This window comes from Luteimonas sp. 3794 (genome assembly GCF_031456825.1).
Lineage (GTDB): Bacteria > Pseudomonadota > Gammaproteobacteria > Xanthomonadales > Xanthomonadaceae > Luteimonas.
This window is the reverse complement of sequence record NZ_JAVDVJ010000001.1, coordinates 423,042-441,961: the sequence shown is the minus strand read 5'-3', so window position 1 is coordinate 441,961 and position 18,920 is coordinate 423,042. Positions and strand designations below refer to the sequence as shown.

The 18,920-nt window shown below is 65.8% G+C and carries 14 protein-coding genes; 13 read left to right on the top strand and 1 reads right to left on the bottom strand.

The genetic code is table 11. The features are described from left to right. The first annotated feature begins 80 nt into the window (after positions 1-80). From recC to J2X52_RS01950, 8 genes are all read left to right on the top strand, one after another. Positions 81-3,500 (top strand): exodeoxyribonuclease V subunit gamma, encoded by a 3,420-nt coding sequence (gene recC / locus J2X52_RS01985; protein ID WP_310147893.1) that lies wholly within the window; start codon positions 81-83, stop codon positions 3,498-3,500. Then, positions 3,491-7,114: an exodeoxyribonuclease V subunit beta gene (locus tag J2X52_RS01980; RefSeq protein WP_310148812.1), complete on the top strand. Its 3,624-nt coding sequence runs from the start codon at positions 3,491-3,493 to the stop codon at positions 7,112-7,114. The genes recC and J2X52_RS01980 overlap by 10 nt, the downstream gene beginning before the upstream one ends. A gap of 238 nt (positions 7,115-7,352) precedes the next feature. Further along, positions 7,353-9,446 carry an exodeoxyribonuclease V subunit alpha gene (gene recD / locus J2X52_RS01975; protein WP_310147890.1) on the top strand — a complete coding sequence of 698 codons (2,094 nt, stop codon included), beginning with the start codon at positions 7,353-7,355 and terminating at the stop codon, positions 9,444-9,446. 35 nt (positions 9,447-9,481) lie between these two features. After that, on the top strand, positions 9,482-9,733 hold the full coding sequence (locus J2X52_RS01970; protein WP_310147887.1) for a hypothetical protein: 252 nt from the start codon (positions 9,482-9,484) through the stop codon (positions 9,731-9,733). 76 nt (positions 9,734-9,809) lie between these two features. Next, positions 9,810-10,022, top strand: coding sequence for a hypothetical protein (locus J2X52_RS01965; RefSeq protein WP_310147884.1), 213 nt, complete (start codon positions 9,810-9,812; stop codon positions 10,020-10,022). Beyond that, positions 10,019-10,348, top strand: a complete 330-nt coding sequence (locus J2X52_RS01960; protein ID WP_310147879.1) for a hypothetical protein — start codon at positions 10,019-10,021, stop codon at positions 10,346-10,348. Before J2X52_RS01965 ends, J2X52_RS01960 begins: the two co-directional genes overlap by 4 nt. A gap of 134 nt (positions 10,349-10,482) precedes the next feature. Continuing rightward, on the top strand, positions 10,483-11,199 hold the full coding sequence (locus J2X52_RS01955; RefSeq protein WP_310147876.1) for a DUF4329 domain-containing protein: 717 nt from the start codon (positions 10,483-10,485) through the stop codon (positions 11,197-11,199). Positions 11,200-11,275: 76 nt separating this feature from the next. Next, positions 11,276-11,605: a hypothetical protein gene (locus J2X52_RS01950; RefSeq protein WP_310147873.1), complete on the top strand. Its 330-nt coding sequence runs from the start codon at positions 11,276-11,278 to the stop codon at positions 11,603-11,605. 322 nt (positions 11,606-11,927) lie between these two features. Here J2X52_RS01950 and J2X52_RS01945 read toward each other — a convergent pair whose 3' ends face one another. Next, positions 11,928-12,182, bottom strand: a complete 255-nt coding sequence (locus J2X52_RS01945; RefSeq protein ID WP_310147870.1) for a hypothetical protein — start codon at positions 12,180-12,182, stop codon at positions 11,928-11,930. 318 nt (positions 12,183-12,500) lie between these two features. Between J2X52_RS01945 and J2X52_RS01940 the strand changes: the two genes are divergently transcribed. From J2X52_RS01940 to J2X52_RS01920, 5 genes are all read left to right on the top strand, one after another. Beyond that, positions 12,501-13,139, top strand: coding sequence for a hypothetical protein (locus J2X52_RS01940; RefSeq protein ID WP_310147867.1), 639 nt, complete (start codon positions 12,501-12,503; stop codon positions 13,137-13,139). A 90-nt stretch (positions 13,140-13,229) separates the two neighbouring features. Further along, positions 13,230-14,063, top strand: a complete 834-nt coding sequence (locus J2X52_RS01935; RefSeq protein ID WP_310147864.1) for a restriction endonuclease — start codon at positions 13,230-13,232, stop codon at positions 14,061-14,063. Positions 14,064-14,115: 52 nt separating this feature from the next. Next, positions 14,116-14,400 carry an excalibur calcium-binding domain-containing protein gene (locus J2X52_RS01930; RefSeq protein ID WP_310147863.1) on the top strand — a complete coding sequence of 95 codons (285 nt, stop codon included), beginning with the start codon at positions 14,116-14,118 and terminating at the stop codon, positions 14,398-14,400. Between the two features lie 82 nt (positions 14,401-14,482). After that, positions 14,483-16,762, top strand: a complete 2,280-nt coding sequence (locus J2X52_RS01925; RefSeq protein ID WP_310147860.1) for an ATP-dependent endonuclease — start codon at positions 14,483-14,485, stop codon at positions 16,760-16,762. Next, on the top strand, positions 16,759-18,675 hold the full coding sequence (locus J2X52_RS01920) for a UvrD-helicase domain-containing protein (protein WP_310147857.1): 1,917 nt from the start codon (positions 16,759-16,761) through the stop codon (positions 18,673-18,675). The genes J2X52_RS01925 and J2X52_RS01920 overlap by 4 nt, the downstream gene beginning before the upstream one ends. Positions 18,676-18,920: the final 245 nt, after the last annotated feature.

Here is an 18,920-nt window from a genome sequence, read left to right as displayed (position 1 = left end):
AGGCCCGTGGCAGCGCCGCGCAGCCGCTTGTGGCCGCGCGCGTCGCTGCCGATGCGACCGGTGTCCGGCATCATGGCGGAATGCCCGACGCCGTCCCCGACTTCCGCCTCTACCACTCCAATGCATTGGAGGTGCTGGCGGGCCTGATGGCGCACGCGCTTCGCACGCCGGCGCCGGGGCAGTCGCTGCTGGCGCCGGATGTGGTGCTGATTCCGCAGGTCGCGATGCGGCGCTGGCTGCAGGCGACGCTCGCCGCCGAGCACGGCGTCGCGGCCAATCTGGAATTCGTGACGCCGGGCGAATTCGTCGGCAAGGCGCTGTCGGCGAATCTCGGCCCGCCGACCGACGAACCCGATGCCGCCGCGCTGCGCTGGCATCTCTACGCCGCGCTGACCGATCCGGCCTTTCTCGCCCAGCCCGCGCTGGCCGCGTTGCGCGCGCATGTCGACAGCGTGGATCCACTGCGGCCGTGGGCGCTGGCCGGCGAACTCGCCTCGGTGTTCGAGAAATACCAGGCCTGGCGCCGCGACTGGCTGCTGCGCTGGGAAGCGGGCGCGGATGCCGACGATCCGCAGGCAATTCTGTGGCGGCGCATCGCGCGCGGCCGCCAGCATCGCGCTCGCCGCATCCAGCAATACCTCGACCGTTTCGAAGGCCATGACGCGCCGCTGCCGGTCGGCCTGCCGCCGCGACTGTTCGCGTTCGCCACGCTCAACGTCTCGCCCGACGTGCTGCGCGTGCTCGCCACGCAGGCGCGCGTGGGCACGCTGCATTTCTACGTGCCCTCGCCGAGCCGCGATTACTGGGGCGATCTGCAGCGCGTGCGCGCCGGCGGCGCCGAGGCCGCGCGCACCGAAAATCCGCTGCTGCAGGCCTGGGGCCACGCCGGCCGCGATTTCATGGCGGTGCTCGGCAGTTACGAAGTCGTGCATCCGGATATCGAACTGCGCAGCGATGCCGATCCCGGCGAAGGCGGCGGCGCGCTGCACGGCAGCCTGCTGCGGCGGCTGCAGTCGGACCTGTTCCAGCGCCTGCCGTCGCCGCCGCTGACGCCGACCGCGATGGATCCGCGCACGCGTCTGCCAGCATTGCGACGCGACGACCCAAGCCTGCAGGTGCACGCCTGCCACACCCGCCTGCGCGAACTGCAGGTGCTGCACGACCAGCTGCGCGCGTTGTTCGAGGATCCTCGCTTCGATCCGCCGCTGCAGCCGCGCGAGGTCGCGGTGCTGGCGCCGGACATCGATCCCTACATCCCGTATCTGGATGCGGTATTCGGCGGTCGCGGGCGTGAGGACTCCGGCTTCAATCAGGCCATTCCGTATGCGCTGGCCGATGCCAGCCCGCTCGCCGGTGAGCCGCTGGCCGATGTGTTCCTGCGCCTGCTCGCGCTGCCGGTCGCGCGCTTCGGGCTGGAGGAGACGCTCGACCTGCTGGCGAGTCCGCCGCTGGCCGACTCCGCCGGGCTCGATGCCGGCGCGTTCGCGCGGTTGCATGCCTGGCTGTTCGCGGCCGGTGCGCGCTGGGGCATCGACGCCGCGCATCGCGCGCGCCTCGACGCGCCGGCCGACGATGCCTACACCTGGGCGTTCGCGCTCGACCGCCTGCTGCTCGGCCACGCCAGCGGCAGCGACGCACCGATCGCGACGGGGTCCGGTCAACTCATCGCACCATTGCCCGAACTCGAAGGCAGCGCGCTCGATGCGCTCGACACCCTGGTCCGCCTGCTGCGCGTGCTTGCGCGCCATGCCGACCTGCTCGGCGAGGCGATGCCGCCCGAGGCCTGGCGCGACCGCCTGCTGCGTCTGCTCGATGCGCTGCTGCCGAAACCCCCGTCGACGCCCGCCACCCAGCGCGCGCTCGATCGTCTGCGCAGCCTGATCGATGCCTTTGCCGCCGATGCCAAGCGCGCCGGTTTCGATGCGCCGGTGCCGTCGGAGGCCGTACGCGCGCATTTCGCTGGTGTGCTCGGCGAGGCCGACACCCGCGCGCCGCTGCTGACCGGCGGCGTCAGCGTCGGCCGCATGGTGCCGATGCGCCTGCTGCCGTTCCGCGCGATCTGCCTGCTCGGCATGGACGATGGCGACTTCCCGCGTCGCGATTCCGCAGCGGGGCTCAACCGCCTGACCGCCGAACTCGGCACCGATCGCCGCCAGGTCGGCGACCGCAGCACGCGCGACGACGACCGCTTCCTGTTTCTGCAACTGTTCGCCGCCGCGCAGGACGTGTTCTACGTGAGCTACCAGGGCGCGGACCCGCGCGACGGCAGCGTGCGCGAGCCTTCGGTGCTGGTGACCGAACTGCTGGCCGCCGCCGATGCGCAGCACGTGCCGGACGCGCACGCGGCGGACGACCTCGTCGTGCATCACCCGCTGCAGCCGTTCGCACCGGCCGCGTTCGGCGCCGGCGACGAGCCGCGCCGGTTCTCGTATCGCCAGCAATGGTGGCAGGCCGCAGCGCAACCCGCGCAACGCCGCATCGCGCTGCCGGCATGGTTCGACGGCGCCCCGCTGCCGCCGCCCGAAGATGCCGACGACGCGCTGTCGCTCGATGCGCTGCGGCGTTTCCTGCAGGCACCGGCCGAGACCTTCCTGCGCCAGCGGCTGGGCATGCGGCTGGCCGAAGTCGAGACGCTGGAAGGCGATGTCGAACCGCTGCTCGCACCGGGCCGTGGTCTGGCGAAACAGCAGCTGCAGCGGGCGGTGTTCGAGGCGCGTCTGCGCGGCGACGACGATGCGACCACGCAGGCCCTGCTGCGCGCACGCGGCCTGCTGCCGTCCGGGCCGCTGGGGCGTCGCACGCTCGATGCGGTGCGACGCGAGGTCGACGGCTATGCCGAGGCTTTTCGCGCGTGGCGCGGCGATTCGGTTGCCGATGCGCCGCGGATCGAGGTCGACATCGATGGCCCCGGATCAGGTCCGGGGCAGGCTGTGCGCCTGCACGGGCGGCTCGGTGATGTGTATCCACACGGCATCGCACGCATCCGCTTCGACGCGCCGAACGGCAATTCCTCGATCCGTGACGGCCTCGACTGGCTGCTCGCCAGCGCCGCCGGACTCGAGACGCCGCTGGTGCAGTTCCACGACGGCGGCGATGCCGGCGCCGGTCCACACACGCGCGCCACCCTGGCACCACACGAGGCCCGCGCGCTGCTCGCGCATCTGATCGCGCTGCGCGCACAGGGCCTGCGCACGCCATTGCCGTTCGCGCCCTACAGCGGCTGGGAACTGTTCAATGCGCCGAATCTCGAGCGCGGTCTCCAGAACGCCGCGAAGAAGTGGCACGGCAGCGACCGCAGCTGGGGTGAGGGCAATACCGAAGCGCTGCGCCTCGCGCTGCGCGGGCGCGATCCGTTCACCGATCAGGCCACCCAGATTGCGTTCGTCGACCAGGCGATGACCGTGTTCGGCGCGGTGGTGAAGGGTCTGGTCTACGGCGGCACCGATCTGGATGCGCTGCGCGCGATCGCCGCGGAACTCGACGTGGAGGAATCGGAATGAGCAGCACCGATCCCTACCTGCTGCTGCCGCTCGACGGCGTGCGCGCCATCGAGGCCTCGGCCGGCACCGGCAAGACGTTCACGCTGGCGACGCTGGTCGTGCGGCTCGTCGTCGAAGGCGGCCTGCGCGTCGGCGAGATTCTCGCGGTGACCTTCACCGAAGCCGCGACCCAGGAACTGCGCAGCCGCATCCACAAGCGCCTGAAGATGGCCGAGGCACTGGTAGACGCCGACATCGGCGACGACGCCTCGCCCGAAGCCGCATTGACCAGCGCCGTGCTCGCGCAGCATCTCGCGCGCGGCGAAGAGAGCGCCGAGGGCTTGCGACGCCGCCTGCGCACGGCGGCCGACGAGATCGACCTCGCCGCGATCTTCACCATCCACGGTTTCTGCGCGCGCGTGTTGCGCGAACATGCACTGGAAGCCGGGCAGGGCTTCGATGCGCCCGAGCTGATGACCAGCGACACGGCCTTGCGCGAAGCCATTGCCGCCGATCTATGGCGTTCGCACGGCGTCGAGCCCGATGCCGCCGACGATCTGCTGAGCCTGTGGTCCGGCGGTCCGCTCGCCCTCGCCGGCGATCTGTCGCCGCTGGTGCGCGAACGCGTGCTACGGCCGGCACTCACTGAGCTGCCCGACGATCCTGCGCCGCGCCTGCGCGCTGCGGGGGCTGCGCTTGCGGCGGCGTTCCATGCGCATGGCGAGGATTTCCACGCCGCGCTTGTCAACGCTGTCGAAGACAAGGTGCTCAACAACGCCAGCTACAAAGCCGACTGGATCGACGCGCTCTTCGGAGCGCTGGGGCAATGGTGCGCGCGCGAAGACTTTGACATGCCCTTCGAGCATCCCAAGCTCGAGAACCTGACGCGCGACATGCTGCAGAAGCGGACCAGCGTGAAAGCAGTCGGCCGTACACCCGACTCGCCGGTCTGCGATGCGATTCCCGCGTATCTCGCCGCGCTCGACGAGATCGCCGAATGGCAGGACGCCCGCCGCGTCGAGCTGCTGCACCGCCTGCGCGACGACGCCCGCGCCCGCGTCGACCGCTTCAAGCAGCAGCAGCGCGTGCAGACCTATGACGACCTGATCGACCGCGTCGCCGATGCCGTCGACGGACCCCAGGCCGACGCGCTGGTCACGCAACTGCGCGCGCAGTACCGGGTCGCGCTGGTCGACGAATTCCAGGACACCGATCCCCGCCAATGGCGGATCTTCGAGCGCGTGTTCGGCGCCGCCAGTGGCGCGCCGGCGCTGTTCGTCATCGGCGATCCCAAGCAGGCGATCTACGGCTTCCGCGGCGGCGATGTGGAAACCTATCTCGCCGCGCAGGCATCGGCCGAACGCGCGCCGCCGCTCGCCCTGAACTTCCGCTCGCGCCCCGGCGTGCTGCGCGCGGTCGCGGCGCTGTACGCGCAGGCGGACGCGTCAGGCCATCCGCCGTTCGTCGACGACCGCATCCGCTTCCGCGAAGTCGAACCCGGCGGCGTGCGGCGCGACGACGACTATCTGCGTGATGGCGCACCCGCGCCTGCGCTCACCTTGTGGCAGGCACCCGATCCGCCGCCGGACCACAAGGGCAAGCTCAAACCCTGGAGCGCCGGCCGCTCGCGCGAACTCGCGACCCAGGCCTGCGTCGCCGAGATCCATCGCGTGCTCAGCGACGCGCGCGCAGGCACCGCGCTGATCGAAGGCCGCCCGGTGCAGCCCGGCGACATCGCGGTGCTGGTGCGCTCGCACAGTGAGGCCACGCGCATCCGCGCCGCGCTGGCAATGGTCGGCATTCCCGCGGTCGCCGCCGGCAAGCAGAGCCTGTTCGCGACCGCCGAAGCGCGCGACGTGCACGCCTTGCTGCTCGCGCTGCTGCACGGCGCCGATGACGGCCGCCTGCGCATGGCGCTGTCGACGGTGCTGATCGGCGAGGACGCAAGTCACGTCGCCGCACTCGACGAGGACGGCGACGCGCTGCGCACCTGGCAACTCGCCGCGCTCGGCTGGCGCGATCGCCTGCAGCGCGGCGGCCCGCTCGCGCTGATCACCGATCTCTGCGCCGCACACGCCGGCCGCCTGCTCGGCCTGCTCGATGGCGAGCGTCGCCTGACCAACTACCTGCAACTCGCCGAACTGCTGCAGGAAGCGCAGGCGCATGCGCTGGGCCTGCACGGCCTCGTCGACTGGCTGTCGCGCGCGATCGCGTCCGCCAGCAGTGACGACGACAGCCAGCTGCTGCGCCTGGAGTCGGACGCGCGCCGGGTGCAGGTGGTCACGCTGCACAAGAGCAAGGGCCTGGAATATCCGCTGGTGTTCCTGCCGTTCGCCGGCATCGGCGGGAAACCGCGCGACGCCGGACGCCACGTCACCGTCGCCGACGATGATGGCCGCGCCCTGCACTGGAAACTGCTGCCGTCGCGGTCCGGCTGGGACGCCGCAAAGCAGACCTGGCAGGACGGACAACGCGCCGAGGATGCGCGCTTGCTCTACGTCGGCCTGACCCGCGCACGGCATGCGCTGTGGATCGCGGGTGGCAAGTTCTACGACTACAACAAGGCCGCGATCGCGCACATGATCGCCGCGCCGGACGCACTCGCTGATGCGCTCGGCAGCGCCATCCGCATCGACACGCAGACGCCGCCGGCATCACTGCCGTGGCTGCCGCCCGAATCCGAAGACGCCGTGCCGGCCGCGCGCGTCGCGACGCGCTCGCTGCTCAGCGACTGGTGGGTCTACAGCTTCACCCAGCTGGCGAATGCCGAGTCCGGCCACGACGCATCGAGCGCGTCCACGCAGGCGGCGCCCGGTGGCCAGGACGAACCCTCTGTCGATCCCGACGCAGCGCCGGACACGACGGCCGATACCGATGTCTACGATCCGCGCTTCGCCGGCGCCCGTTTCGGCGTGGTGCTGCACGACGTGCTCGAACGCAGCGACTTCGCGCAGTGGTCCGCGTGGACGCCGGGTGCGCCCGCGCCCGACACTGATGCGGACGTGATCGTCGAGCGCCTGCGCGCCGCCGGTTACGCGGACGCGGATCTCGAAGACGGGATCAACGTGCTGACCCCGCTGGTCGGCCAGACATTGACCGTCACCCTGCCCGAAGGCATGCGCCTCGCCGACGTGCCGCCCGATGCACGCCGTCCGGAGATCGAATTCCAGTTCGCCCTCGCGCCCACGCGCATCGATGCCCTGCTCGCATTGCTGCACCGCCACGGCGTGCTGACCGCGCGCAGCGGCTTCGGCACGCGCCGCCAGCTCGAAGGCCTGATGACCGGCCTGATCGATCTGACGTATGTGCATGACTGGCGCTGGTACGTGCTGGACTACAAGACCAACCGCCTGCCCGGCTACGGCCCTGCGCAACTGGAGGCCGCGATGGCGCACAGCGAATACGACCTGCAGGCGCTGATCTACACCGTCGCGTTGCATCGCTGGCTTCGGTTCCGTCTGGGCGATGGTTACGACTACGCGCGCGATTTCGGCGGCGTGCGGTATCTGTTCTGCCGCGGACTGGATGCCACGCGCGAGGATGCGCCGGGCGTGCAGGCATGGCGGTTTGCGCCTGAGCTGGTGGATGCGCTGGACGGGTTGTTCGCGGGGCGGGATGTGGGGGTGGCGGCGTGATGTGTGCAGACAACGACGCTCTGTTCTTCGGACTGGATAGGGCAGTGGCATCAGGAGCCGGGTTTATCGCGAGCGTCTGCCCTCACCCCAACCCCTCTCCCAAAGGGAGAGGGGCTCTGGCTGATCGCGCGCGAGATCACATCTCGCACGATTGGCTCGCGCCTGCAGGAATTGAGCCCCTCTCCCTCCGGGAGAGGGGTTGGGGTGAGGGCCAACGCTCGCTGGAACCCCCAACACCATGAGCACCCCCGCCCTCCTCCAAAGCCTCCGCGACGCCGGCGCCCTGCGCACGCTCGACAACGCGCTCGCGCAGTCGCTGCGGCGCCTCGACCCCGCCACGCCCGACACCGTGCTCGCCGCCGCTGCACTCGCATCGCTCGCCGTCGCCAACGGCCACGCCGGTTTCGATCCCGCAGCGCCGCAGCGTCTCGTCGACGCCGATATCCGCTGGCCCGCACCCGACAGCTGGCGCGCTGATCTCGACGCCTCACCGTGGATTTCGCAACCCGCGGACGGCGACGCCGAATCCATCGCCAACGCACCGCTCGTCTTCGAGCACGGCCTGCTCTACCTGCGCCGCTATCGCGAGTACGAACGCCACCTCGCACTCGGTCTGCGGCGCATCGGCGCGCACACCCCGGAACGGGGCGACCTGGATGCGCTGGCATCCCTGTTCCTGCAGCTGTTTCCCGACGCCCGCACCGGCGTCGATCTGCAGGCCCTCGCCGCGGCGGTCGCGCTCCGCCACAACCTGGTGCTGGTGACCGGCGGGCCCGGCACCGGCAAGACCACGACGATCACGCGCTTGCTGGCCTTGCTCGCCGCGCAGGCGCTGCACGCCGGGCGCCCCGCACCACGCATCGCCCTCGCCGCGCCCACCGGACGCGCCGCCGAGCGCATGGCCGAGAGCGTGCGCAAGGCCGTGCAGGCGCTGGCCGCCGCCAATGTGGATTCCGCATTGCTCGATGGGCTGCCCACCGCCGGCACCACGCTGCACCGCCTGCTTGGCACGATTCCCGACAGCCCGCGCTTCCGCCACCACACCGACAACCCGCTGCCGTTCGATGTCGTCGTCGTCGACGAAGCCTCGATGATCGATCTGCCGCTGATGGCCAAGCTGGTCGACGCCGTCGCCGATGGCGCACGCCTCGTGCTGCTGGGCGATCCCGACCAGCTGCCGTCGGTCGAAGCCGGCGATGTGCTCAGCGGCATCCTGCGTGCGGCCGGTGATGGCAAGGAGATCGCCAATGACGACGCCGAGATCATCGACCTCCTGATGCACCCCCCTGTAGGAGCGCGCTCGCGCGCGACGCCAGCCGCTGCAGACGCAGCGGCTGGCGTGTCGCACGACGATCGTCGTCCCCGCACTGGCGGGACTCGCTCTTCAACAGCGGACAGGGCTGGTCATCCAGAGACGTTCGACCGAGTACAAGAAACGTCCATGGATTCCCGCCTACGCGGGAATGACGGTCATCATTTCCAAGGGGCGACGCGTTTCCCCGGCCGTCGCATCCACCTGCAACGCGGCTACCGCCAGAGTGCCGCCCTCGATCTCGCCCAGCTCGCCACCGCCGTGCGCGAAGGCGATGCCGACACCGCACTGTCGCTGCTGCGCACCGGCGACCTCGCCGGCGTGCATTTCCACGAAGGCCAGACCGATCCGCTCGCCGCACACCGCGAGCAGTTGCTTGCGCACTGGACCGCGCTCGCCGACACCACCGATCCCGTCGAAGCCCTCGCCCTTGCCGGTCGCCAGCGCATCCTCACCGCCGTACGTGAAGGGCCGAAGGGCGCGCGTGGGCTCAATGCGCGCATTGAAGAACTGCTCGGCGGCAGCACGCGGCGCGGCGCCGGTCCCGGTTATTTCCATGGGCGTCTGCTGCTGATCACCGAGAACAGCTACCGCCATCGCCTGTTCAACGGCGACATCGGTATCTGCCTGCGTGACGACGACGGCGCGCTCGTGGCCTGGTTCCCCGGCGACGATCCGCAGCACCCGCGCCCGTTCCACCCCGCCGCGCTGCCCGCGCACGACAGCGCGTTCGCGATGACAGTGCACAAGGCGCAGGGCAGCGAGTTCGATGCGGTGTGGCTGGTACTGCCCGAGCGCTTCAATCGTGTGCTGTCGCGCGAACTCGTCTACACCGGCATGACCCGCGCCCGCAGCGCGCTGCATGTCGTCGCGAGCGCGCCGATCCTGCGCGAGGCGCTCGATCGCCATGCAGGCCGCTGGTCCGGTTTGGGGTGGCGGCTGGGTGCGGTGGAGACACCGTCTTCTGCGCCCGTAGAGCACGCGCCCGAATCACCCCCGAGCCAAGGGGCGCTGTTCTGACGTACCGTCCGGTCGACCGGACCAAGGAGAGTTAAATGAAGAAGGAACTGATTCATCGCCTGCACGGCAGTTTCGAGGACTGTGCCCACAGTGAGAACGGTGTGGAGTTCTGGCTGGCGCGGGAGCTCCAGGAACTTCTTGGCTATGCCGAATGGCGCAACTTTTCTTTGGTGATCGACAAGGCACGGATTGCCTGCGAAAACGCTGGCCAATCGATCAAGGATCATTTTGTTGACGTCAACAAGATGATCGAGACAGGAAAGGGGCGCCATCAGGGAAATCGATGATTGGGCGCTCACTCGGTACGCCTGCTATCTCATCGCCCAGAACGGCAATCCCCAGAAGGACGAGATTGCATTTGCGATGACCTACTTCGCAGTCCAGACCCGGAAGCAGGAAGTCATCGAGCAGCGGATCTCTGAACTCGAGCGGCTGCAGGCGCGCGAAAAATTGACGCTCTCTCAGAAGGCGCTGTCCGGCGTGCTGTACGAACGCGGCATCGATGGCCAAGGTTTCGCCCGAATATTGAGCAAGGCGACTCAGCGTTGTTCGGCAGCTTCACCACTGGCGACATGAAGAAGAAGCTGGCCGTGCCGGTAAGTCGTCCGCTGGCGGATTTCCTCCCGGCCATCACGATCAAGGCCAAGGACTTCGCGAACGAGGTCACCAACCTGCAGGTCAAGCAGCAGGATTTGCGCGACGAACCCGGAATCACCCGCGAGCACGTCAAGAACAACGAGGACGTTCGCAAGATCCTGACAGACCGCAATATTCGCCCGGAAGCCCTGCCACCTGCCGAAGATCTGAAAAAAGTCGAGCGACGGGTCAAAGCTGAAGAGAAGAAGCTTCCGAAGCAGGTCACTGGGCGCAAGGCGACGAAGCCTCCGCAGAAGCCATCATGAGCGTCCGTGTGTAGAAATGCCGCCTGGCTCGCTTGCGCAGGATCCGACGCGCCACCCAAGGGTCCGCCCCAGCTTGTGGGGCCACCGGCGCGTCGACACCCTGACACTCGATCTTCCGCACAGGGCGCGCCCGCATGAGCATCGGTTCCCTCCAGGCCAGTTCGTCGCCGATCCAGGACATCACCGCCATCCAGGCGCTGGCCGCGCGCGACAATCCGCGCTATCAGCAGGTCGTCGATACGCTGGTGGCGCCCGCCGCCACGCAAGCGCAGCAGGACCACGCCTACGACCTCGTCGCCGGCATCGAGACCGCCGATGGCGGCACGCTGACCGACGAGGTGCTCACCGAGCGCGCGGCCGTGGCGATTGCCGACGATCGCACCGTGCCGGTCAACGTGTCCGAAGTGGCGCCCCTGGTGCCGGCGGGCACTGCGCTGGGGCCGTTCGCCTCCAGCGATGCCGCCGCCGTCGCGATGATGGAATATTCGAACCCGCTTTCGATCCAGGCCAACCTCGAGAACGGTGGACTCGTCTTCCGCGACACCGACAGCGGGCAGTTCTTCGTGTCCACGCCGATGGGCGGCACGCTCGACGGCTTCGATCCGAGCCAGGTGCCACAGCCCGACGGCATGGAACTGGCCGCCTGCTACCACGGCCACGCGGATTATTCGAAGAGTGACGGCACCCGCACCGACAAGGCCGGCGACGAGTTCAACAGCGACCAGTTCTCCTCGCAGGACAAGCGCGTCGCCGATGGCGGCTACTGGGGGCCGGTGATCTACGTCTCCACGCCGGGTGGCGACTTCCGCAAGTATGATTCGGCCACGCGCCAGGACACGCTGATCAACTGACGGCGCACCGCGGGTCTGCAGGCACCGCACCCCAATTGCCGGAGGTCACTCCATGGTCTTCCACAGGATCCTGCTCATGAGCACGCTCGCTTTTTCAGCCTTGGCCGCGCAGTCGGCCCAGGGCACCAACACGCCGCAAACGCCGATCGAACTCGACGGCGCGCGCGCCGCTGCACTCGTCGCTGCCGTTCCGGTGTTCAAGGACAAGCAGCCCGAGGCGGATCTCGCCCATTTCCACGTGCATGTGCATCCCGTTGCCGACGGCACGTTCCAGGTGGTGTTCGAACCGCGTCAGGAGAACGACGCCGCGCCGACGCTCGGCGGCCGCACTGCGCACGGGCGCGAACTCAACGTGTGGATCAAGGCGGCCGACAACACGCTCGACCGGATCGCGTTCGCACGCTGACCAGTCCCGGGCGGCACACGCCGCACCTGATGCCACCCTCGAAGCCCCGGCCCCGGTCGGGGCTTTGACGTTTCCGCAGGGCGCGCATCGAAACCCGCGCGTACGCAGGCGGCGACGACGCCCTGGTACCCCACCGCAGCGTTCAAGGACCAGACTGGCGCCGCAGGCACCAACCCTCGACACGCGCAACCGGTCTCGCCAGCCTCGCCACCATCGACTGGCGCAATGGAACACGCCCGTCGGCGACGCCGTCCGCAGAAAAGCGCCCAGGCATCAAGGAACAGAACCAGCCAGGGCACCGGCATCCGCACCGGCGCTCCGCCTAACTCCGCCAGGCCTGCCGTTCCGCATCCTTCTGCGCGAGTTCCTTGATCTTGAGTTCGCGCTGGTGCTCGGCCTTGCGCAGGCCGTCGCGCGCTTCCTTGATCACTTCCTGCGCCAGGTTCTGGTTGGTGTGGTGCCGCTTCATGTCGATCGCGGATGCCAGGCGTTCCTGCGCTTTCCGGATGCCCTGGTCGACGCGGTAGAGCGGCGCATTCTGGTTCGTGGTCAACGGCGGGTCGTAGCTCTTCTTCATGGGCACGTCTTCGTCAGCAGGCCGGCACGATAGCCCGGCGGCCGCGTGCCCGCACGCGTCGTGTCGATGCCGGCGCTGCGGCGAAGACCAGTGCAGCTCAAGTCTGCAGTGGCGCGAACGCGTCTGGACCGTCCGGGTTCGCGGTCACCGCAGGCGACAGCCATCCCAGGGTTCGTGGCAGCATCGACGCCCGCCGGGCCCGGCCCTGTGGCTTCCAGCCAAGGAGACGTCACGCGACGCACCAGGCCAGGCCACTGCGTCCGCTGGTTGCCGGAACCGCGCGGTCGCCACACGCGCGCCACAACCAGGAGTTCGAACATGCCCGCTCTCGACGCCCCCGCGTTTCTCGCGCATTACCTCACCGTGCTGCAGCACCACGGCTCGCCCACGCCAAGGGTGCTCGCGCCGCTGGTCGATGCCGTCGCGCTCGACCGGCTTGCCGCATTGCCCGGCGTATCACCGCCGCCGGCGCTGCTGGCCTATTTCCGCGCCGTCGATGGCACGGATCCCGACGCCTGCGATGCGCTCGGCCTGTTCGAGCCGCACCTGGCCTGGCGCATGACCGCCCTGTCACTGGCGGAGGCCCTCCAGACCCACCACGACCTGGCGTCCCACGAGGACGACGAGAACCCCGACTACTGGCCCCGTGGCTTCATCCCGCTACTCGCGGACGGCGCCGGCTCGTATCTCGTCGTGAACGCCATCGCCGGCTCGCCCACCTGGGGCGCGGTCTACGACATGGGGCAGGGCGTCGGCTGCAACCGCCTTGCGCATTCGCTGCCGGCGTTCTTCGACGCCAGCGCCCGGCAAATCGAAGCGGGCCTGCTGCGGTTCGAGGGTGGCGCGTCCCGGCCCGCCGTCGAGCCGCGCGAGTACGTGCGCAGGACGGCCGAGCTGTTCGGGCACCCACCGTGTTTCGCCAGTCCCGGCAGCCAGATCGTCGACTGGACACCCTAGCCGAGCCGACAACTGCAGCGGAACCACCCCCTCGCTGACGCCCCATGCGACTTCGCGCTATCGTCGGGCGCAGGGGACAGGGGAAGTCGCATGGGACGCGCACGCCGCAGCACGCTGGAGGATCTGGCCGCATCACCTTGGCCGGTGGGCATTGTCGTGGGCCTGGCCGGCTATGCCGGCATCCGCCACGGCATTCCGGCGCTGTTCGCACGCCAGGACGGGCCGTTCGCCCAGGCGCTGGCCGCGCAGGCCGATGCCCTCGCGCCGTTGGCATGGGCGGTGCTGGCCCTGTGCACCGTCGCCTCGCTGGTCTCGTTCGTGCGCGGGCGCAAGCGCCGCCGCCTGCTCGACACGCGCACCGGCCTCGACAGCCTCGCCACCATCGGCTGGCGCAACTTCGAATGCCTGGTCGGCGAAGCCTTCCGTCGACGGGGCTACCGCGTCGAGGAAACCGGCCTGGGCGGCGCCGACGGCGGTATCGATCTGATCCTGCGCAAGGACGGCCAACGCACGCTGGTGCAGTGCAAGCAATGGCGCCGCCAGCAGGTGCCGGTGAACGTGGTGCGCGAGATGTACGGCCTGCTCACCCACCACGGCGCACACGCCGTGCGCATCGTCACCGTCGGCGGATTCACCAGAGACGCCGCGCGCTTCGCGGCCGGCAAGCCGATCGAACTGATCGACGGCGCGACCCTGCTGGCGATGATCCGCGAGATACAGGAAGAAGCGCGCATTCCGGAGTCGAGACCGATGCCGACACCCGCGCCCCGCATCGCGCCCGCTTTCGGCGCCCCCGCCCCGACCCTCGCCGCGACACCCGGCTGCCCACGCTGCGGCAGCGCGATGGTCGAACGCAGCAACCGCCGCGCCAACACCACCTTCTGGGGCTGCAGCGCCTTCCCCAAGTGCCGCGGCACGCGATGAACCTTGCCGGCAGTCGCTGTCCTCCTTCGCCACCCATCAGGCAGACCCCGCCATGCGCTTTCTGATCGTGCTGCTGCTCATCGCCGCCGCGTGGGGCGGCTATCGCCACTTCAATCCGCCCTATGCCACGACGGCTGCAACTCTTGCCGCCACCTCGGCTCGTCAACCAGTGACGCCGGAACGGCTGCAGCCAAAGGCGGCCCAGAACCTTAGCTGTGATGGCAGCCAGCACTGCTCGCAGATGCGGTCATGTGAGGAAGCCACCTTCTTCATCCGGAATTGTCCGGATACCGGCCACAGCGATGGGGTGCCTTGTGAGTCCCAGTGGTACGGGTAGAAGTGAACCTTGCACCGTTAGTCCATTAGCCCGCAGGGCATCAGCGGGGGCCTCGCCCGCACTAAAACATCTGGTAAGGAAAATGCATCTAAAATCATATCGGCTTAAAAATTATAGGCGGCTGCGTGACGTCCATATCGAATTAGCCCCAGATATTTCAATTTTTGTAGGAGCTAACAACAGTGGCAAGACATCTGCCACGCAAGCCGTGCAGACCCTACTTTCGGGAAGGAAGGAAAAGCTCTCGCTGTTTGACTTTAGCTCCAACCTCTGGGAGCAGCTGAATGAGATCGGAGAAAAACCGCCCGCAAATGATGCGGCGGCAGTGCTTCCATCAATCACGCTAGACCTTTGGTTCGATGTCGCCGAGGACGATCTCTATCTGGTCTTGCCCATCCTGCCGAGCTCGGAATGGCTAGGCAAGGAGGTTGGTATTCGGATTGAGTTCGGCGCGGTTAATGCATCTGAAACGCTTAAACGCTTCAAAGAGGCAAAGCTGAAAGCAGTTGCGCAGATAGAGGCGCTTGGAGAGCGTGCGGGTGCGTACGCACCCTGGCCCAAAAACCTGACGCACTTTCTTGAGCAGGAGCTAAAAGCAGAGTTTGAATTCCGCTACTTCGTTCTCGATCGCACACACTTTGACGCCGCTTACACTGAGCTGGACGCCAGCTACCATCCTCAGTCGATTCCAACGGATCCGGGAGGCGCAACGATCCTGCGATCATTGATCCGGGTGGATTGCTTGCACGCGCAACGCCATCTTGCTGACCCGGACTCAAATAGCCCCGGAGGAATGGGACGCGCGGAAGATCTGTCACGTCGCCTAAGTCGCTTCTACGAGCGCAATCTTGCTCAAATGCCTGATGACCATGCTGTGTTAAAGGCACTTTTTGATTCTGAGGAGAGTCTCAACAAGCACCTTATGGATGTGTTTAAGCCGACGCTGGAGCGGCTAGCTAAGCTCGGCTATCCCGGCATGCACAATCCGCGCCTTGAGATCGCGTCGGGCCTGAATCCGGCCAGCGTAATGAGCCAGGACGCTAAAGTTCACTACATCCTCGGCGAAAGAATTCCTGTACGTCTTCCTGACAGCTACAACGGACTGGGACTCAAGAATCTCATTTACATGGTTGTCGAGATTCTAGACATTCAGGAAAAGTGGAGGATCGAAGAGAACCGCCCCCCATTGCATTTAGTTTTCGTGGAAGAGCCGGAAGCGCATCTGCACGCGCAGTTGCAGCAGGTGTTCATCCGCAATGTGCTTGAGCTCTTGAAGGTAGAGGGAGAAGAGGTAAGCGCATTCCGATCCCAACTTATCGTGACGACACATTCGCCGCACATACTCTATGAGAGGGGATTCACGCCGATCCGATATTTCCGCAGGCACATCACCGATGGCGAGCAGGCCACGCAGGTTCTCAATCTGTCGACTTTCCAAGCAGGCGACGCTCCGAAAGACCGCGACTTCCTTCAACGCTACTTGAAGCTCACTCACTGCGACCTGTTCTTCGCCGATGCTGCGATCTTGGTAGAGGGGAATGTCGAGCGACTATTGCTCCCCCTAATGATAGAGAAGGTGGCGAGAGGGCTTAGCGCCGCTTCTCTGGCAGTGCTCGAAGTTGGAGGAGCATTCGGGCACCGATTTCGAGAGCTCATCCGATTTCTTGGAATCAGCACGCTAGTCATCACCGATTTGGACAGCGTGGCTCTGGTCGAAGCTCCTGCCGAGGACGAAGAGGAGGACGAGAAGGAATTCGACGTTCCTGCGGAGGAAGAGGGTGGCGAGCCCGTAAAGAAATACGGAAAAACCTGCGAGCCACTTGAAGCGAATTCAGCTACAGCTAATCAGACGCTGATTCAGTGGCTCCCAAAGAAGAAGACCGTCGCAGATCTTCTCGCAGCAGCGGATGATGAGAAAACCGAAGATATTCCAGGAACCGAGAATTCCAAGGTACGTGTCGCCTACCAATGTGCCGTCGACGTTACTTGGGGGGGAGTAATCACGTCAGTCTGTGGCCGCACCTTGGAAGTCAGCTTTGGCCTACAGAACGCGGAGTGGTGCCAAGATGCAGATCGGAAACAACTGGGACTGAAATTGCGCGGAGAGATCGCGACGCCGGCGGCCTTGGCCACCGGGCTGCATAAGCGCGTCATCGGTCAATATTTTGACAAAACGAAGTTCGCGCTGGGTGTCCTTGCTCGCAAAGAAGAGCAGTGGACGGTGCCGCTCTATATCGAGCAGGGCCTTCAGTGGCTGGAGAAGGTCGTTAACCTCGAGGCGAAGGAAGAGGCGGAGGCAGCCGCTGAAGCGATCGCGCCTGAGATAGTAGAGGCGGCGCACATCCCGGGCCACGATCAATGAGCCGGCGACTAGACAAGCCGGACACCCCGGCTGACATTGAACTGAAGGAATGCTTATCTGCTGCGGAGCGTCGTTCATTCGTGATGGTCGCGGGCGCTGGCTCTGGCAAGACTACCTCGCTTATTAAAGCGCTCTCAGCGATCATTGATGTTCATTTCGCGTCTTTAAAGTGCCGTCGCCAGCGTGTCGCCTGCATCACCTACACCGAGATTGCTGCTCAGGAGGTTTGGGCTGATGTCGGCAATAATCCACTTGTCCATGTCTCGACGATACATAGCTTCATGTGGACGTTGGTTCGCCCGTTTCAGAGCGACATTCGGAATTGGGTAGCATCGCGGATCCAAGAGAAAATCGGAGAGCTCGAGGGGAAGACCTACGGCCCACGCGTCCATCAGAGAACGAAGGAAAAGGATCAACGCGACCTCGCCCGCTTCCGCCAATCCTTGCGGCGTATCGACCGGGTTCGATCCTTCGCATACGGAACCGGCAGCGACTATACGAAAGGCATCTTGGGTCACGACGACGTGCTGCGGTGCGCGACTCAGTTCCTGAATCAGCGCCCTCTTTTTAGGACGCTGTTAGCGCAGCAGTTCCCTTTTGTATTCGTTGACGAAAGTCAAGATACGAGTGAGGGTTTGGTGGCCGGGCTGAAGGCGGTTGCGAGTCAGTCTCAGGGGAAGTTCTGCGTCGGATTTTTTGGAGATCCCATGCAACGAATCTACATGACGGGCGTCGGACCGATCAGAGCCGAGGACGGATGGGCGACGATCACCAAGCAAGAGAACTTTCGATGCCCGACTGCCGTTTTGAGCGTCGCGAACGCAATTCGTCGCGGCGATGACGGGCTAGTGCAGACAAGAGGACGAACGATCACCACTGCCGAAGGCGAAGAGATTTCTGTCGAGGGCACGGCTCGCATGTTCATCTTGCCGGCCGATGAGCAGCGCGACCAAAATATTGCAAAAGTCCGGGCTTGGGTCGGGGAGCAGAATAAAGACCAAGCATGGCGAGACGGTGCGATAAAGCTTCTTGTCATCGTGCATCGCATGGCAGCTAGGCGACTTGGCTTTGACGACCTTTATGTGGTGATGAATTCCAACGCACCGAGTTCGTTCAAAGATGGCTTTCTTGATGCCACGGCATGGCCGCTTCGACCTATTATGTCTCTGGCGCTTCCACTCGCCTCCGCGACTGTCGAAGGCCGCGAATTTGAAGCGATGTCGCTTCTGCGGAAATTCTCTCCGAAGCTCGCAAAAGAAAATATACCTAGAGTAGGGATTTCGGCTCTTCTTGCGGGGCTACGGCAAGCTGCTGCGAAGTTGGCGGAGTTGATGCAGCCGGACTCACGAGCTACAACTCGTGAGGTGCTTGAGCACATGCGTGACACGGGACTGATTACTCTCGACCCGCGAATTCTGAGCTACTTGGAAGCTGTGGCGCCCCCGCCTCCGGATCAGCATGACGACCAAGCGGCCCAGGATGAAGGCGAAGACAATCGGCTCGAGATGAGCGCGATGGATGGATTTCTCGCTAGCAAGGCATCGGGTTTCATAGGCTACAAAGAGTATGTCGACGAGCTTTCGCCGTTTTCCACGCAGCAGGGCATCAAGGGTGCTGAGTTCGACAGAGTGCTCGTGATTGCCGACGATGGCGAAAGCTCACACTCCCAGTTTTCGTACGACAAGTATTTTGGAGTTAAGGAACTTTCGCTCAATGACAAAAAGAGCTTAGAGGAGGGAAGGGAGACACAGATCGAGAGGACTCGCCGCCTCTTCTATGTCTGCTGTACACGCGCAATGAAAGATCTCGTTGTCATTCTATTTTCGGATGATGTCGGAGCCGCGGAGAGATCCGTCCGCGCGATGAATCTATTTCCCGCAGATATGATATTCACGCGGACGGAATTTAGTTAATTAATTTAGAAGAAAAATTCAGTACAGAATGAATAGAGCTAATTATCTTTCCTGCCATCTGGGCCGGCCTCAAGGTGCGGGGTCAACAGCGCCAGGTTCACGCCTCCGGTCTTGGATATAACGGTGCCAGGGATGAGAGGTTCACTTACGACACCACAACCACCAGGGCAATGGTATCTGGGCCGGGCAGCGTCGGTCCGCTATAGCCCGCTCTCGCGTCGCAGCAACTTCGGGGGAGTTGCCCT

What these genes read in the sequence shown, in the direction of transcription:
- J2X52_RS01935 (WP_310147864.1), top strand. Translation starts at nt 13,230, where the DNA reads ATGGGACGCGCACGCCGCAGCACGCTGGAGGATCTGGCCGCATCACCT.
- J2X52_RS01950 (WP_310147873.1), top strand. Translation starts at nt 11,276, where the DNA reads ATGAGCACGCTCGCTTTTTCAGCCTTGGCCGCGCAGTCGGCCCAGGGC.
- J2X52_RS01965 (WP_310147884.1), top strand. Translation starts at nt 9,810, where the DNA reads ATGACCTACTTCGCAGTCCAGACCCGGAAGCAGGAAGTCATCGAGCAG.
- J2X52_RS01970 (WP_310147887.1), top strand. Translation starts at nt 9,482, where the DNA reads ATGAAGAAGGAACTGATTCATCGCCTGCACGGCAGTTTCGAGGACTGT.
- J2X52_RS01945 (WP_310147870.1), bottom strand. Translation starts at nt 12,182, where the DNA reads ATGAAGAAGAGCTACGACCCGCCGTTGACCACGAACCAGAATGCGCCG.
- recD (WP_310147890.1), top strand. Translation starts at nt 7,353, where the DNA reads ATGAGCACCCCCGCCCTCCTCCAAAGCCTCCGCGACGCCGGCGCCCTG.
- recC (WP_310147893.1), top strand. Translation starts at nt 81, where the DNA reads ATGCCCGACGCCGTCCCCGACTTCCGCCTCTACCACTCCAATGCATTG.
- J2X52_RS01930 (WP_310147863.1), top strand. Translation starts at nt 14,116, where the DNA reads ATGCGCTTTCTGATCGTGCTGCTGCTCATCGCCGCCGCGTGGGGCGGC.
- J2X52_RS01960 (WP_310147879.1), top strand. Translation starts at nt 10,019, where the DNA reads ATGAAGAAGAAGCTGGCCGTGCCGGTAAGTCGTCCGCTGGCGGATTTC.
- J2X52_RS01955 (WP_310147876.1), top strand. Translation starts at nt 10,483, where the DNA reads ATGAGCATCGGTTCCCTCCAGGCCAGTTCGTCGCCGATCCAGGACATC.
- J2X52_RS01925 (WP_310147860.1), top strand. Translation starts at nt 14,483, where the DNA reads ATGCATCTAAAATCATATCGGCTTAAAAATTATAGGCGGCTGCGTGAC.
- J2X52_RS01940 (WP_310147867.1), top strand. Translation starts at nt 12,501, where the DNA reads ATGCCCGCTCTCGACGCCCCCGCGTTTCTCGCGCATTACCTCACCGTG.
- J2X52_RS01920 (WP_310147857.1), top strand. Translation starts at nt 16,759, where the DNA reads ATGAGCCGGCGACTAGACAAGCCGGACACCCCGGCTGACATTGAACTG.